We start from the raw sequence: 14,186 nt of genomic DNA, 5'->3' as shown, positions 1-14,186 counted from the left end.
CGATGTTACGTCACCTCTCATACTGTTTCGCCATATGGCTGCTGGCTGGGCTGAGTATCAGCGCCAGCGCCGCTACGTTACAGGTTGCCCCGGTGCTTATTACCCTGAAACCGGGGGAACAGGCCGCCGCGCTTTATCTCTCTAATACCGGGCATGAGCCAATTCAGGCGCAGGTGCGTGTGGCGGCGTGGGCGCAGGTCAACGGCATAGATACGCTCACGGCAACGACGGATGTCGTCAGCAGCCCGGCAATGACGCGGATTGCCCCTGGAAATCGCCAACTGGTGCGCGTGGTGATGTTGAATCCGCAAACGGATAACCGCCAGCACAGCTACCGTTTACTGATTGATGAACTGCCTGAGCTGGAGGCTGCGCATGCTGAAGAGAACGCGGTTCACTTCCTGCTGCGCTACTCGATTCCGGTTTTTATAGCGGGTGAAAAAGAGGCGAAGCGCGTGCCGCTTACCTGTGCCTGGGATGCCCGCCGTCATGTGCTGAGTTTCGCGAATCCGGGTCAGGAGTACGCGCGTTTAAGCGACATCGAATTGATCTCGGCGTCGGGAACGCAACTTGCTGATGTTCGCGGGCTGGCCGGCTACGTGCTGGCCGGGAGCCGGATAGACATTCCCGTTAATTATCGCGGTAACACGCCGCCGACCACGTTGAATCTGCATCTGAACAGCCATAATGATGACTGCGTACTCGCCTCCGGCAGGCCGGTTTCTGCTCCTGCTGTGCCTTCTTCTGCCTCTTCGCACAGAGGCTGACGAGCAGCGCGAATGGCTGGAGATCTCCCTCAATCAGGCGGTATATTCGCGCCTGATTGAAGTGGATATCCGCGATGGCGCTTACTGGATTTCGTTACAGGATGCCAACAACATCGGACTCAAGCTTGCTGACTCGTCGTCGGCGTGGATAGCGCTGGCTTCGCTAAAGGGCGTAGAGGTGGCCTATGATGCCATGAACCAACGGCTCAATATCCATGCGGCACAGGAAGCGCTCGGGGGCGAACAGCGGCTTCATAGCGAGTCTCATGAGAAACAAGTCTACCAGCAGGCTCAGCCGCTCAGCTCCCTGATGATGGCGTATACCCTCAATTACGCCACGAGTCAGGAGGTTAAACAGAGCAGCGCACAGACCGAGTTCAGCGCCTCAGGCTGGCTGCCCGGTACGTTAACCAGCAGCTTTAATGCGCTGCATCGGGAAACCGCGACGGCATCGACCAGCCGTAATACGCGCTTAATGAGCACCTGGCAGTTCGACAGCCCGACACATCTGGCGTCATTGAGCGTGGGCGATAACATCACAACCGGCGTGGGCTGGAGCCGTCAGGTGCGCTTTGGCGGCGTTCATTTGGCGCGAAATTTCGACCTTGATCCCCAGCTCAACACGCTGCCGCGTCAGACGTTCAGCGACACGGTGGCGCTGCCTTCGACGGTGGATCTCTACGTTGATGGCCTGAAGCAGAGTTCCAGCCACGTCACGCCGGGGCAATACATCCTGGAAACAACGCCGACATTTACCGGGATGGGGCAGGCGCAGGTGGTGGTAACCGACATTAACGGCAATCGCAAAACCGTTTCCCTCGATCTCTACGGCACCCCGCGCATGCTGGCGCAGGGGCTCAGTAGCGGTTCGCTGGATATGGGCTGGATGCGCAAGCACTACGGTACGCGCTCCGCCGATTATGAATCACCGTTGCTAACCGACGCTGGCTGGCGATACGGCGCCACGCAGCAGCTTACGCTGGAGGCCCACGCCGAACAGCAGCAGGATATGTACAACGGCGGCCTCGGCGCGTACTGGATGCCGATAATGGGGCTGGGGGTGATAAATGGTTTTGCTGTCGCCAGCCAGGGCCCGGACGGCGCAGGGACAAAATATGGCGGCGGCTACCAGTGGAGCGGTCATGGTGTCTCTCTTACAGCGACAAGCACCATCAACAGCGCACGTTTTGCGGATAACGCATCGCTGAGCGGTTCCACACCGTTGCGGCGCAGCGATGCCGTCTGGCTAAGCGGTAACGTGTCGCAACTGGGCACTTTCGGCGCGGGGTTGGTTCGCCAGCGTGCCGATTCACAGCTTAGCCGTTATCTTAATCTCTCATGGTCGAAAAGCCTGGGGCGGGGCTATTTTACCAGCCTCAGCTATACCCGGGAGTTAGGGGAGCATGCCCAGCAACTGACCTTCACGCTGACCGTTCCGTTCGGCCGTCAGGATCTCATCAACGTACAGGCGCAGGGGCAAAACCGCCAGTGGAACTATCGCCATCAAACGGAAAATAATAGTGACGGCTGGCGCTGGCAGGTAGGTCAAAGTAGCAGCAGTTCCGGCACGCGCTACGCGGACATCGGCAATGTTAACCCCTGGGGAGAGTGGCATATTGGAACCAACCAGTATGATTCTGACAAGAGCTGGTACGCCAGTCACGAAGGTAGCGTCGCACTGCTCGGCAATCAGCTCTTTCTGCTGCGTCACTCAGACTCCGGCTTAGCGCTGGTATCGACCGACGGCTTTGCACATGTCCCGGTGCATCTGGAGAATCGTCTGGTGGGGGAGACCGATGATAAGGGCTATCTCCTGCTGACGGATATTCCCGTGTGGAACAACAGTAAAATTACGATTGATCCGTTAGGTCTGCCGCCTTCTGTGCCTGCCACCAACGTCGATATGAACGCGCTGCCGGGGAAAACGCGGGCGGTACTGGCCGATTTTGGCCTGAAGGCGACGGTCTCAGCGGTGGTTTATCTACAGGATGAGCAGGGAAATGCTGTGCCAATGGGCAGCCGGGTTGCCGTTAAAGGCATGGCGGGTTATCAGATGGTCGGGCGGGAAGGGGGCGTATGGCTGGAAAACCCGCCGTTACCGGCCGATATTACCGTCTTTATGGGGCGCGAGTCGTGCCATCTGAGGCTTCCACCGATTGCCGGTAAGCAATATATGCAATATGGCGTAAAAATCTGTAGCCCGCATTAACAAAAGGCCCTTAATCCTTAAGGGCTCTGAGGCTGTTACGATGTCTGGTGCGTATTTTCGTGAATAAAATTGATAAAGGTGGATAACGTCTGTGAGGTGTTATTCTTCATCCAGTTAATCATGATATCGAGCTTAAATGACGGAACGTTAATATCTTTCATCACCACCCGATTCACCGGTAAAATTGAGCGAAAGGAGTCCGGGACAATCGCAATACCTAACCCTGCACTGACCAATGAGGGGAGCAGAAGCGGGTGCGAAGTTTGATGATGTACGTCTGGAGTAAACCCGCATAACGTTTTGATGGCATCGCTGGTGGAATAATCTGTAGTGGCATAAACCACAAAGGGTTCAGCTGCCAGCTGTGTAAAACTCAGTGATGGTTTATCTGCCAACCGATGGTTACGTGGCATAATCACTCTTAGCGGATCGGACGCCAGCCACAAACTGGAGGTTTCAACATCATGGGGAACATCCAGGTTGCTGAAAAAACCAATGTCAATTTCGCCATCAATCAGGCGTTTACTTTGGTGGAAGTCACTGTGCTCAATCATATTGATATTAATTTCCGGATACCTTATCTGGAATCGGCTAATTAATCGTCCCATAATATCGCTATGCGCAGTAATACTGGAATAAAATATATTTAATGTTCCAGAGTTCCCTTCCGCCAGATCGCTCGCGGCTTCAAGAAAACTTTCTGAAGCCGTTAAGGCCGTGCGGGCTTTGCCCAGCAGTAATGCGCCCTGCGGGGTGAGCTGTACGCTGCGTGTCGTACGGATAAAAAGCGTGGTGCCGACTTGTTCTTCAAGCGATTTTATCAATGCGCTTAATAGTGGTTGGCTAATGTTGAGTTTTTCTGCGGTTCGTCGAAAATGTAATTCTTCAGCGAGGCAAACGAAAGCACGTAAATATTTCGTATCCATTGTTTAACATTTCATCGTTATAATAACTAACCGTGTGAGTGTATGTTGCAAGCGTTGAATGTGTGCGAGAAAAGAATATGACTCGGCATAATAAAGAAACAACATTATCTGTTTTTTATTTTACTGTCTATTCAATAATAGAAGATATTCTAATAACCGTTAAAATATATTATAAAAAGTTAATGAATGTCAATATAGGTTTTTTCTGTGTTTTGCATTAACAGGAGTTGGAAATCGTTGTAGGGTGTTGTAATTCGGAGGAAAAAAGACTTTATTTGTAATGCCTGATCAATTCAATATTATTAATTAAATAGCGGCAATAATAAATAAAAGCATCATATCAAATGTGTCTTTGGGCACATTATGGCAGAAACCAGCATGAAAAGGAGATAGCGCTTAACGGCTAACGAAGAGAGTGGACAAGATATGTTGATAGATCAAATTAAAAGCCCGACGGAGTAGGGTGAAAATGCCTGCCCATACGCAGGAGATCAAAATTGCCCGTTTACCCGTCGGGTTTCACAGACAGAGCTCACTGGGCTCTGACCGTCGAGTGCCGGGCGTTTTATTCTGCCACCATCCACATATCGGCTTCTTCAAACATCTCTTCCAGCATGCGGTTAAGTTTTTCCCGATCGCTTTTGCTGGCGTCGCTGTTCAGGCCATTGGCCTGCATCGGTTTTACGCGCACATCGGCATCAGGGAAGAGGCGATGTACCCGTTTAGTGAGCTCCGCTAAGATGATTTCACGCGCGTCGGGCAGGCCCGCAACGTTACGTTTATCGTAAACCAGTTCTACAAACATACTGTCTCCAAATACTGAATGTTTATACAGTATTATGCGCTATAACCGGGGGCAGACGTCAACAGATTTGTCACGAGTATCCCGCAAATTGCGCAATACATTTCAAAAATGTTAATAACCTTCTGCGGAATTGTTATTTTGTGGCCCTAAGGCTTTCCCCTACAGTGGCGAAACAGAAACAACAATAATCACATCGCACATTTGGGGCCGCACCATGCACGCTAAAAAAACCTTTTTCGCCAGAACCGCATCTGCGCTGGCGCTAACGTTCGCCGCGTTTTACAGCCAGGCAGAAGCGTTACCGACGTTAAGTCTTGATTACGCTTACTACGCCCCGGAAAGCCTGATCGTGAAGAAAAATCACTGGCTGGAAGATGAATTAAAACCGCAGGGGACGGAAGTGCGCTGGGTATTATCGCGCGGCTCGAATAACTCGCTGGAGTTCCTGAACAGCGGCTCGACGCAATTTGCGCTCACCTCGAGTATTTCGGCGTTTGTCAGTCGCACCAACGGCCAGCCGGTGAAAGCGGTATACAGCTATCTCTGGTACGTCCCGAGCCTGCTGCTCATTCAAAAAGATTCACCGCTGAAATCGATCGATGAACTGAAAGGCAAGAAAATTGCGGCGACCAAAGGCACCGATCCCTATTTCTTCCTGCTGCGCGCACTGGAAGCCAACCAACTGAAACCGAGCGATGTGAACATTGTTCATCTTCAGCATCCTGATGGTCGTACCGCACTGGAGCAGGGGCGTGTTGACGCCTGGGCCGGGCTGGACCCGCATATGGCGGCGGGGCAACTGGCAGGAGATAAAGTGCTCTACAGCAACGACAAATTTGGCGTTGCAGCGTTCCTCAATACCAACGAGAAATTCCTTGCGGAACATCCTGATACGGTCAAACAGGTGATTGCTGCCTACGACAAAGCGCGCCGCTGGATTATCGCCAACCCGGATGAGGCGGTGAAGGTCATTGCCGCAGAAACCAAGCTGCCGGAGCCGGTTATCAAGCTGCAGCTCAGCCGTTATGACCTGAGCAAACCGATCCCTGGCGAAGCGCATCTGAATGCCATCAAACCGGTGATTCCTCTGTTACAGCAGGACAAAATTTTGCGTTCCGGCACCGACCCGGACAAAGCGTTGAATACGCTGGTGGATAGCGCGCTGGCCAAGCAGGTTGTAGGGGAGTAAGCGTATGTCAGATATCTTGCGGGGGACGAAGGTTAAAGCGCCACGACGATTTACCGTTAAGCGCTATAACCTGCGCGGCTGGGCGCTGCCGATTCTGGCGGCGCTGGCCGTGGAGATAATCGTGCGGCTGGGGATTATCCCGGCGTGGGTGATGCCGCCTCCGGAAGAGCTTTTTTACAGCTTTGTCGAGCTGGCGCAGGGGGAACTCTGGCAGCATATTCTGGCCAGTTCTCTGCGCGTGCTGGCAGGCTTTACCATCGGCGCGTCGCTGGGCGTGCTGGTGGGATCGCTGGTAGGGTTGAGCCGCAGCCTCGAAAGCTGGCTTGACTCGACCTTCCAGGCGTTGCGCGCGGTTCCAAGCCTCGCATGGGTGCCGCTGCTGCTTATTTGGATGGGCATCGACGAAAGCGCCAAAATCACGTTGATCGCCATTGGCGCGTTCTTCCCGGTTTATCTCAACCTGGTTGCAGGGATCCGCAACGTCGATCGCAAATTGATTGAACTCGGCACGCTCTATCGCCTGAGCGGGGCGCAGCTGATCCGCCGCATTATCCTTCCCGCCGCACGGCCTTACCTGTTTACCGGGCTGCGTAGTGGGCTTTCAATGTCCTGGCTGTGCGTGGTGGCGGCAGAACTGCTGGCGGCGACGCAGGGAGTCGGCTATCTGCTGACCGATGGCCGCGAAAATTCGCGTCCGGACCTGGTGCTGGTGGCGATTATTACGCTCGCGATGATGGGCAAACTCTCCGATAGCCTGCTGAAAAAACTGGAAAACCGCATGATGACCTGGCGGGATAACTACGAAGGAGGTCGTTAATCATGGGTGCAATTTTACAGCTTGAGCACATTGAGAAAAGCTTTGCCGAACGCACTATTCTGCGCGATATCCACATTCGCCTGGACGAGGGCGAAATCGTCAGCCTGCTCGGCGCCAGCGGCTGCGGCAAAAGTACGCTGCTGCGCATCGCTGCCGGGCTGGACACCGATTATCGCGGGCGTTGCCTGTATGGCGAAGAGCAGAGCACCCGCCAGGATCACCGCGTCGGCGTGGTGTTTCAGGAAGCGCGCCTGTTCCCGTGGCTGACCATTGAACAAAATATTGGTTTCGAAGACGACAACCGCGCCGACGAAGCCTGGGTGACACAATTGCTCAACGATGTCGGCCTCAGCAGCCATCGCGGCAAGCTGCCCAAACAGCTTTCCGGCGGACAGGCCCAGCGCGTGGCGATTGCGCGCGGGCTATACGGGCGTCCGAAGATTTTACTGATGGATGAACCCTTCAGCGCCGTTGACCCGTTTACGCGCATGAACCTGCAAAATCTGGTGCTCAATCTGGCGCGCCAATACGGCATTGCAGTACTGCTGGTGACCCACGATCTGGACGAAGCGTTTTATCTCAGCGACCGGGTGGTCATTTTAGGCGGCGAACCGGGGCGTGTGCTACGTGATGTCGCGGTTTCGCTTCCGCATCCGCGCGACCGTAACGCCAGTGAACTCGCCAGTTATCGCAAGAGCGCGCTGGATTTGCTGGTCAGTCACCACGCCGTTTCCTGAATCCTTTTCATGCATTTCTTACCTTTTATCGCCACGTTGCGAGGGGAGCCCCTTGATGAAAAAACAGATACGACTGAATGCCTTTGAGATGAACTGCGTCGGGCATCAGGCTTCCGGGCTGTGGCGACACCCGCGCGATCGCTCCTGGCAGTATAAAGATCTCGCCTACTGGACGGAACTCGCCTGCCTGCTGGAGAAAGGGTTGTTCGACGGCCTGTTTATCGCCGATGTGATTGGTTATTACGATGTTTACGGTGGTAATACCGAAGCGGCGCTGCGCGATGCGGCGCAGATCCCGCTTAACGATCCTTTACAGTTGATCGCGCCCATTGCAATGGTCACCGAACACCTGGGGATTGGCGTCACTATTTCCACCAGTTATGAGCATCCGTACACCTTTGCCCGCCGTCTGGCGACCGCCGATCATCTTTCCGGGGGCCGCGTGGGCTGGAATATCGTGACCTCCTATCTCGACAGCGGTGCGCGCAATACCGGGCAACAGGCGTTGCTGGAGCACGATGCGCGTTACCAGCGCGCCGGAGAGTACATGGAAGTGGTGTATAAGCTGCTGGAAGGCAGCTGGGAGCAGGATGCGGTGGTGCGCGACAAGGAAAAGGGCATTTTTGCGCATCCAGAGAAAGTCCACCCTATTCGCCACCACGGTGAACATTTCCGCGTGCCGGGCGTGCAGATGAGTGAACCTTCGCCCCAGCGCACGCCGCTGCTGTTCCAGGCCGGTTCCTCCGGCGCGGGCGTCAACTTTGCGTCTCGCCACGCCGAGAGCGTGTTTGTGAATTCTCACACCCTGAGCGGCTTGAAGAGTTATGTCGCTTCCCTGCGCGAGCAGGTTATCGCCAACGGGCGTAAGGGGAGCGATGTGCTGGTCTACACCCTGGTGACGGTGATTGTGGAAGAGACCGATGAAAAAGCACAGCAAAAATATGAGGAGTATCAGCGCTATATCTCTCGCCCCGGCGCACTGGCGCTGATCTCGGGCTGGACGGGGCTTGATCTTGCTGCGCTACCGCATGATGTGCCGTATCCACAATTACCGGAACCGGCATCTGGGCTGGTGGCGCGTTTTGCGGCGGGCGATACCTCGTGGACGCTCAACGATCTCGCTGATTATGGTGCCATTGGTGGCCTGGGCCAGGTGTTCGTGGGCTCGGCATCGACCGTTGCCGACAAGCTTCAGCACTGGGTCGAGGAGAGCGACGTGGACGGCTTCAACCTTTCGTATGTTGTGGCGCATGAAACCTTTAGTGATGTGGTGAAGTGGCTGGTGCCGGAGCTACAACGGCGCGGCGTTTACCGCTCGCATTATCCACAGGGAAAAACGCTGCGGGAAAAAATGTTTGGCCGGGGGCCGCGACTGCCAGAAAACCATCCGGCGCACGCGTACCGCGATCCTGCCCGCTATACCGACGATTTCAAACAAGAGGTAAAACAATGACCGCATTCTGGGCGCTACACAGCAATGATAACGATCCGCAATACGCCGCGCTGGCAGAAACTTTCCGCCCTGTGTTTGCGCGCATACGTGAAGGCGCGCAGGCCCGTGAGCAGCAGCGAGAACTGCTGTTTGAACCGCTCCAGTGGCTGAAAGCCGTGCGCTTCGGCGCGCTGCGCGTGCCGGTTGCGGCGGGCGGCTATGGTGCCAGCTTGCCGCAGTTCTTTGCGCTACTCACCGAACTTTCTGCGGCGGACTCCAATATCACCCAGGCGCTGCGTGGTCACTTTGGTTTTGTCGAAAGCGTGCTGGCGTCTGCGGATGCCGGGAAAAAATCGCGCTGGTTTGCCCGACTCGCCCAGGGGGATTGGGTTGGCAACGCCTGGAGCGAACCGGGTGATGCGAAGCAGGGGACGTTTACCTCACAGATAGTGCGCGAAGGGGAACACTATCGGCTGAACGGTAAAAAATATTACACCACCGGGTCGCTGTATGCCGACTGGATCAATACCGGCGTTAGCGATGAACAAGGTGTGTGGGTCAATGTGGTGGTGAATCGCCACGCGGAAGGGGTGACGGTTGAAGATGACTGGGACGGATTCGGTCAGCGCCTGACGGCCAGCGGCACCACGCTGTTTGCCGACGCGCCAGTGCAGGCGGAAGAGTTGACGCGCCATGAATCGGCGACGTCCTACGATCCTGCGTTCTATCAACTGGTGCATCTTGCGACATTAACCGGCATTGGTCTGGCGGCGGCTGAGGATGTGGCGCAGGCAGTGCGTACCCGCACGCGTAGCTACTCCCACGGCAACGGCCCGCGCGCGGCGCAGGACCCGCAAATCTTACAGATTGTGGGGGAGGTCTACAGCGCGGTGTATGGCGCGAATGCGATTGTGGTGCAGGGCGCCCGTGCCTTGCAGCAGGCGTTTGAGGCTATCGGCCATGCCGAGGCGGCGGATCGCGCCAATCAACAGGCGGAACTGGCTATTGCCCAGGGGCAAACCGTGGTGTCAGCGTTAATTCTGGATGCGGTGACGCGTCTTTTTGATGCGCTTGGCGCATCGGCAACGTCCTCTGCGCACGGATTGGATCGCTACTGGCGTAATGCCCGCACGCTGGTCTCGCATAACCCGCGCGTTTACAAGGCGCGCATCGTGGGGGATTTCGCCGTGAACGGCACACCGCCGGGGTATCAGTGGCGAATTGGTACGGCGTGATTGCCGGGTACGCGGCTCGGCGCCATTGCCGGGGGCGCTTCGCTTGCCCGGCCTACAACGGCTCAAAACCCGTAGGCCTGATAAGCGCAGCGCCATCAGGCGCAGTTCGGCACCAATGCCGGGGGCGCGGCTCAAAACCCCGTAGGCCTGATAAGCGCAGCGCCATCAGGCGTAGTTCGGCACCAATGCCGGGGGCGCGGCTCATACCCGTAGGCCTGATAAGCGCAGCGCCATCAGGCAAGTACAGCAATAACAAAGAGAACAAAAGCATGTCAGCAGAAAACGATACACAGCGCATACCTCGCGCTCACCTTATTCACAGCGATGACGAAGCGATTGCCATCGCTCATGAAATCGCGACATATCTGCAAACGGGCGCCTCGGAACGAGATCAGACAGGGATTGTACCTCCTGAGGTTGTTGATACGTTCTCCAACAGCGGGCTGTGGGGCATTACCGTTCCTCGCCGATGGGGCGGGGCAGAAGTCTCTGCTGCGACGCTCGCGAAGGTGATTGCCATCATTTCGGCGGCAGATCCTTCGCTGGGGCAGATCCCGCAGAACCACTACTGTTTACTGGAAGACATTCGTTTGCAGGGTAACGACGATCAGCAACAATTCTTCTTTGGCCTTGCGTTACAGGGCTATCGCTTTGCTAATGCGCTTTCGGAAACGGGCGGAAAAACGGTGCAGGATATCCAGACCCGTTTGACGCACACGCCTGAGGGTTTACGTATTAACGGGCGAAAAGGGTACTGCACTGGCTCGCTGTATGCCCACTGGTTGGGGGTGCTGGCGCTGGATGAAGAGGGGCTGTCACAGCTGGCGTTCGTACCGCGTAATACCCCCGGTCTGACGGTAATCAACGACTGGCAGTGCATCGGACAACGCAATACCTCCAGCGGTACCGTTCTGGCGGAGAATCTGGCGGTAGAGGCGTTTCATCTGATTCCCTCCTGGAAATCCTATGCCACACCGACCCTTGCCGGGCCGTTCGCTCAGCTGACGACGGCTGCGATAGATGCGGGTATTGCCCGCGCCGCGCTCAATGATACCGTGCAGTTTGTCACGACCTTTGCCCGCCCGTGGATTGATGCGGGAGTGGAACAGGCCGGAGACGATCCCCTTACCATTTATCAGATTGGCGCGCTGGATAGCCGGCTTGCCGCCGCCGATGCGCTGCTCGAGAAAGCAGGTGAAGTGCTCGATCTCTATAAACATGATCTTAGCGAAGAGACCGTTGCCCTGGCTTCTATCGCTGTCGCGCGCGCCAAAATATTTACCACCGAAGCCGCGCTGGACGCGGCGAGCCGCCTGTTTGAACTGGGTGGCACGCGTTCAACGCACCCGCGTTATAATTTCGATCGCCACTGGCGTAATGGCCGTGTTCATACGCTGCACGACCCGGTGCGCTGGAAGTATCACCTGCTCGGAAATTGGGTGCTGAACGGCAAGCGCCCGCCGCGTCACGACTGGAACTGAGGAGCGCGAAATGCTGGCGTTTCTTGCGCAAATTGACTGGCCCGACGTGGCTGAAGCCGGTATCGATACGTTGACGATGTTGGCCTGGGCGCTGGGCTTTACGGTGCTGATTGGCCTGCCGCTGGGCGTGATTCTCTATCTTACCGGACAGCCGCGTCTGCTCTACGCGCCGTTGCTGCATCGTACGTTGTCGTTACTGGTGAACATAATGCGATCGCTGCCATTCATCATTTTGCTGATTGTGATGATTCCGCTCACCACGCTGATAACCGGAACCTCACTCGGTGTACAAGGCACGATCCCCCCACTGGTTGCCGGATGTGCGCCGTTTTTTGCCCGTCTGGTTGAAACCTCGCTGCGCGAAGTGGACCACGGGCTGGTCGAGGCAAGTTGGGCGATGGGGGGCAATACCTGGCAACTCATCTGGCATACCCTGTTGCCGGAGTCGCGGTCTGGCTTAATCGCGGCGGTCACGGTAACCGCCATTGTACTGGTCGATTACACCTCTATGGCGGGCGTCATTGGCGGCGGTGGACTGGGGGATTTAGCCATTCGCTTTGGTTATCAACGATTTCAAACTGACGTGATGGTTGTGACGGTCGTGCTACTGATTGCGTTAGTGCAGATTTTACAAATGAGCGGTGACCGTCTGGTACGCCGAATGAGTCGAAAATAGAGTATTTAACGGAACGATAAAAATGAAAAAAACATTAATTGCCAGCCTGCTGGCGCTGTTTTCTGTCTCTGTGCTGGCGAATGAAACCTTAACGGTGGGCGCTACGCCGGTGCCGCACGCCGAGATTCTGGAATTTGTAAAACCGGAACTGGCGAAACAAGGGGTGGATTTAAAGATAAAAGTGTTTAATGACTTTATTCAGCCGAACCAGCAATTGGCCGAGAAAAATCTCGACGCCAACTACTATCAATATCGTCCGTTCCTCGATGATTACAATAAAACCCGCCACACCAATCTGGTGCCGGTCGTGGGTGTCCACATTGAACCCTTCGGTGCCTATTCCAGTAAATATAAGAGCGTGAAAGATCTGCCTAATGGCGCAACTATCGCTATTCCCAACGATCCGGTTAATACGGGGCGTGCTCTGGTGTTACTCAGTGAAGCCGGTCTTATCACGCTGAAAAATCCGCAGGACCCGCAGTCAGCGGAAAAAGATATCACCGCCAATCCGCATCACTTTAAAATTCGCCCGCTTGAAGGCGCGATGCTGGCGCGCGCGGTAAACCAGGTTGACCTTGCTTTCATATTTGCGAACTATGCGCTGGAAGCCGGTATTGATACCGATAAAGCGTTAATTGTTGAAAAGGGGAAAAGTCTGTACGTCGAATATCTGGTGGCGCGCCCGGACGATATTAATGATCCCGGCATTCAAAAACTGGCAAAAGCGCTAAATTCCCCGGAAGTCCGTCAGTTTATCCTGACGCGCTATCAGGGAAAAATCATGCCTGGTTTTTAATGGTGCACAGGAATGACCGTGATGAAAATTGCACAATCGACGCCGCAGATACAGCTTCGCGGCGTTAACAAAACCTATTCCAGCGGGGTGAAAGCCCTTGAAAATGTTGAACTGGATATTCATGCCGGAGAAATTTTTGGCATCATTGGGCGCAGCGGTGCGGGTAAATCGACGCTGCTGCGTTTGTTTAACGGCCTTGAGCAGGCCGACAGTGGCGACATCACCATTCATGGTGTGTCTGTTACAGGCAAACGGTCACAATTGCGCGATTTGCGTCGCCGCGTGGCGATGATATTCCAGCATTTTAATTTGATGTCGACCAAAACGGTGGCGCAGAACGTCGAACTGCCGCTACGTATGGCCGGTGTTCCCGCACAAGAGCGCCGTCAGCGGGTGGACGAGATTTTGCGCCTGGTGGGCCTGGAATCACTTCGTGACAGCTGGCCGTCACGGCTTTCTGGCGGGCAAAAGCAGCGAGCCGGTATTGCTCGCGCCCTGGTCATGCAGCCGGAAATCCTGCTTTGCGATGAAGCCACTTCAGCGCTGGACCCGGAAAATACCCTCGCGGTGCTAACACTGCTGAAAGAGATCAACCAGCGGCTTGGGCTGACTATCATTCTGATTACCCACGAAATGGACGTGATTCGCACACTCTGCGATCGTGTAGCGGTTATTGAGAAAGGGAAAATCGTCGAGCAGGGAGAGGTGTGGCGCGTTTTTGGCGATCCGCAGCACGAGGTGACCCGAGGGATGCTCGGAACGTTGCATCATGGCCGCGCAGAAAGCGCTACTCAGGTGGAGGACGGCCAGCAACTGGTTACACTGCATTTTAATGGCGTTAGCGGGCAGGAGCCTGATCTCCAGCAGATTACTCGCGTGCTGGGGGGAAATGCTCGGCTGGTCTACAGCAGTTGTGAGCCGATTCAGGGCCGGGTGGTCGGGCAGCTAAAAATTCGACTGGATACGCCGATGACGCGGGAGGTGTTGCGCCTGGCGGAGCAGGTAGCGGACAGGATTGCCATTCACGAATAGCGCGGAATTGACCGTCGTCCAGGGAAGTGACGCGGTCAATCAGTTAACCAGGTGAGCGCACAGTTCATTCCAGTAGGTTTCGCG

13 protein-coding genes are annotated in these 14,186 nt (G+C 55.4%); 11 read left to right on the top strand and 2 right to left on the bottom strand.

All coding sequences use genetic code 11. The annotated features are described in order from the left end of the window. The first annotated feature begins 2 nt into the window (after nucleotides 1-2). Both G163CM_RS08665 and G163CM_RS08660 read left to right on the top strand, forming a co-directional pair. Entirely contained in the window at nucleotides 3-767 is a 765-nt protein-coding gene (locus G163CM_RS08665) for a fimbrial biogenesis chaperone (protein WP_231827724.1), read from the top strand. Further along, nucleotides 688-2,976, top strand: a complete 2,289-nt coding sequence (locus tag G163CM_RS08660; protein WP_231827723.1) for a fimbria/pilus outer membrane usher protein — start codon at nucleotides 688-690, stop codon at nucleotides 2,974-2,976. The genes G163CM_RS08665 and G163CM_RS08660 overlap by 80 nt, the downstream gene beginning before the upstream one ends. Before the next feature lie 35 nt (nucleotides 2,977-3,011). Here the strand turns inward: G163CM_RS08660 and G163CM_RS08655 are convergent, their stop codons facing one another. Further along, nucleotides 3,012-3,902 (bottom strand): LysR family transcriptional regulator, encoded by an 891-nt coding sequence (locus tag G163CM_RS08655; RefSeq protein WP_015964954.1) that lies wholly within the window; start codon nucleotides 3,900-3,902, stop codon nucleotides 3,012-3,014. Between the two features lie 565 nt (nucleotides 3,903-4,467). Then, the gene (locus G163CM_RS08650; RefSeq protein WP_015964953.1) at nucleotides 4,468-4,707 is read right to left on the bottom strand and encodes a DinI family protein; all 240 of its coding nucleotides are present in this window, start codon (nucleotides 4,705-4,707) and stop codon (nucleotides 4,468-4,470) included. A gap of 214 nt (nucleotides 4,708-4,921) precedes the next feature. Between G163CM_RS08650 and G163CM_RS08645 the strand changes: the two genes are divergently transcribed. The 9 genes from G163CM_RS08645 to G163CM_RS08605 all read left to right on the top strand — a co-directional run bounded on the left by G163CM_RS08645 (nucleotide 4,922) and on the right by G163CM_RS08605 (nucleotide 14,102). Next, entirely contained in the window at nucleotides 4,922-5,896 is a 975-nt protein-coding gene (locus G163CM_RS08645) for an aliphatic sulfonate ABC transporter substrate-binding protein (protein ID WP_015964952.1), read from the top strand. A gap of 4 nt (nucleotides 5,897-5,900) precedes the next feature. Then, entirely contained in the window at nucleotides 5,901-6,713 is an 813-nt protein-coding gene (locus G163CM_RS08640) for an ABC transporter permease (protein ID WP_231827722.1), read from the top strand. A gap of 2 nt (nucleotides 6,714-6,715) precedes the next feature. Then, nucleotides 6,716-7,450: an ABC transporter ATP-binding protein gene (locus tag G163CM_RS08635; RefSeq protein WP_015964950.1), complete on the top strand. Its 735-nt coding sequence runs from the start codon at nucleotides 6,716-6,718 to the stop codon at nucleotides 7,448-7,450. 55 nt (nucleotides 7,451-7,505) lie between these two features. Beyond that, nucleotides 7,506-8,903 carry an LLM class flavin-dependent oxidoreductase gene (locus tag G163CM_RS08630; protein ID WP_231827721.1) on the top strand — a complete coding sequence of 466 codons (1,398 nt, stop codon included), beginning with the start codon at nucleotides 7,506-7,508 and terminating at the stop codon, nucleotides 8,901-8,903. Then, nucleotides 8,900-10,117 carry an acyl-CoA dehydrogenase family protein gene (locus G163CM_RS08625; RefSeq protein ID WP_231827720.1) on the top strand — a complete coding sequence of 406 codons (1,218 nt, stop codon included), beginning with the start codon at nucleotides 8,900-8,902 and terminating at the stop codon, nucleotides 10,115-10,117. The genes G163CM_RS08630 and G163CM_RS08625 overlap by 4 nt, the downstream gene beginning before the upstream one ends. A gap of 269 nt (nucleotides 10,118-10,386) precedes the next feature. After that, nucleotides 10,387-11,598 carry an SfnB family sulfur acquisition oxidoreductase gene (locus G163CM_RS08620; protein ID WP_231827719.1) on the top strand — a complete coding sequence of 404 codons (1,212 nt, stop codon included), beginning with the start codon at nucleotides 10,387-10,389 and terminating at the stop codon, nucleotides 11,596-11,598. 10 nt (nucleotides 11,599-11,608) lie between these two features. Then, nucleotides 11,609-12,274: a methionine ABC transporter permease gene (locus tag G163CM_RS08615; protein ID WP_015964946.1), complete on the top strand. Its 666-nt coding sequence runs from the start codon at nucleotides 11,609-11,611 to the stop codon at nucleotides 12,272-12,274. Between the two features lie 22 nt (nucleotides 12,275-12,296). Next, nucleotides 12,297-13,070, top strand: a complete 774-nt coding sequence (locus G163CM_RS08610; protein WP_015964945.1) for a MetQ/NlpA family ABC transporter substrate-binding protein — start codon at nucleotides 12,297-12,299, stop codon at nucleotides 13,068-13,070. A gap of 21 nt (nucleotides 13,071-13,091) precedes the next feature. Further along, complete coding sequence (locus G163CM_RS08605; protein WP_231827718.1) at nucleotides 13,092-14,102, top strand: methionine ABC transporter ATP-binding protein; 1,011 nt, start codon at nucleotides 13,092-13,094, stop codon at nucleotides 14,100-14,102. Nucleotides 14,103-14,186: the final 84 nt, after the last annotated feature.

It is taken from the genome of Pseudocitrobacter corydidari, from assembly GCF_021172065.1.
Classification (GTDB): Bacteria; Pseudomonadota; Gammaproteobacteria; order Enterobacterales; family Enterobacteriaceae; genus Pseudocitrobacter; species Pseudocitrobacter corydidari.
The sequence above is the reverse complement of the archived record's forward strand: the minus strand, read 5'-3'. Positions and strand labels throughout refer to the sequence as shown.

Excerpts from the sequence above, each read along its gene's own strand:
- G163CM_RS08665 (WP_231827724.1), top strand. The coding sequence starts at position 3 with ATGTTACGTCACCTCTCATACTGTTTCGCCATATGGCTGCTGGCTGGG.
- G163CM_RS08660 (WP_231827723.1), top strand. The coding sequence starts at position 688 with ATGATGACTGCGTACTCGCCTCCGGCAGGCCGGTTTCTGCTCCTGCTG.
- G163CM_RS08655 (WP_015964954.1), bottom strand. The coding sequence starts at position 3,902 with ATGGATACGAAATATTTACGTGCTTTCGTTTGCCTCGCTGAAGAATTA.
- G163CM_RS08650 (WP_015964953.1), bottom strand. The coding sequence starts at position 4,707 with ATGTTTGTAGAACTGGTTTACGATAAACGTAACGTTGCGGGCCTGCCC.
- G163CM_RS08645 (WP_015964952.1), top strand. The coding sequence starts at position 4,922 with ATGCACGCTAAAAAAACCTTTTTCGCCAGAACCGCATCTGCGCTGGCG.
- G163CM_RS08640 (WP_231827722.1), top strand. The coding sequence starts at position 5,901 with ATGTCAGATATCTTGCGGGGGACGAAGGTTAAAGCGCCACGACGATTT.
- G163CM_RS08635 (WP_015964950.1), top strand. The coding sequence starts at position 6,716 with ATGGGTGCAATTTTACAGCTTGAGCACATTGAGAAAAGCTTTGCCGAA.
- G163CM_RS08630 (WP_231827721.1), top strand. The coding sequence starts at position 7,506 with ATGAAAAAACAGATACGACTGAATGCCTTTGAGATGAACTGCGTCGGG.
- G163CM_RS08625 (WP_231827720.1), top strand. The coding sequence starts at position 8,900 with ATGACCGCATTCTGGGCGCTACACAGCAATGATAACGATCCGCAATAC.
- G163CM_RS08620 (WP_231827719.1), top strand. The coding sequence starts at position 10,387 with ATGTCAGCAGAAAACGATACACAGCGCATACCTCGCGCTCACCTTATT.
- G163CM_RS08615 (WP_015964946.1), top strand. The coding sequence starts at position 11,609 with ATGCTGGCGTTTCTTGCGCAAATTGACTGGCCCGACGTGGCTGAAGCC.
- G163CM_RS08610 (WP_015964945.1), top strand. The coding sequence starts at position 12,297 with ATGAAAAAAACATTAATTGCCAGCCTGCTGGCGCTGTTTTCTGTCTCT.
- G163CM_RS08605 (WP_231827718.1), top strand. The coding sequence starts at position 13,092 with ATGAAAATTGCACAATCGACGCCGCAGATACAGCTTCGCGGCGTTAAC.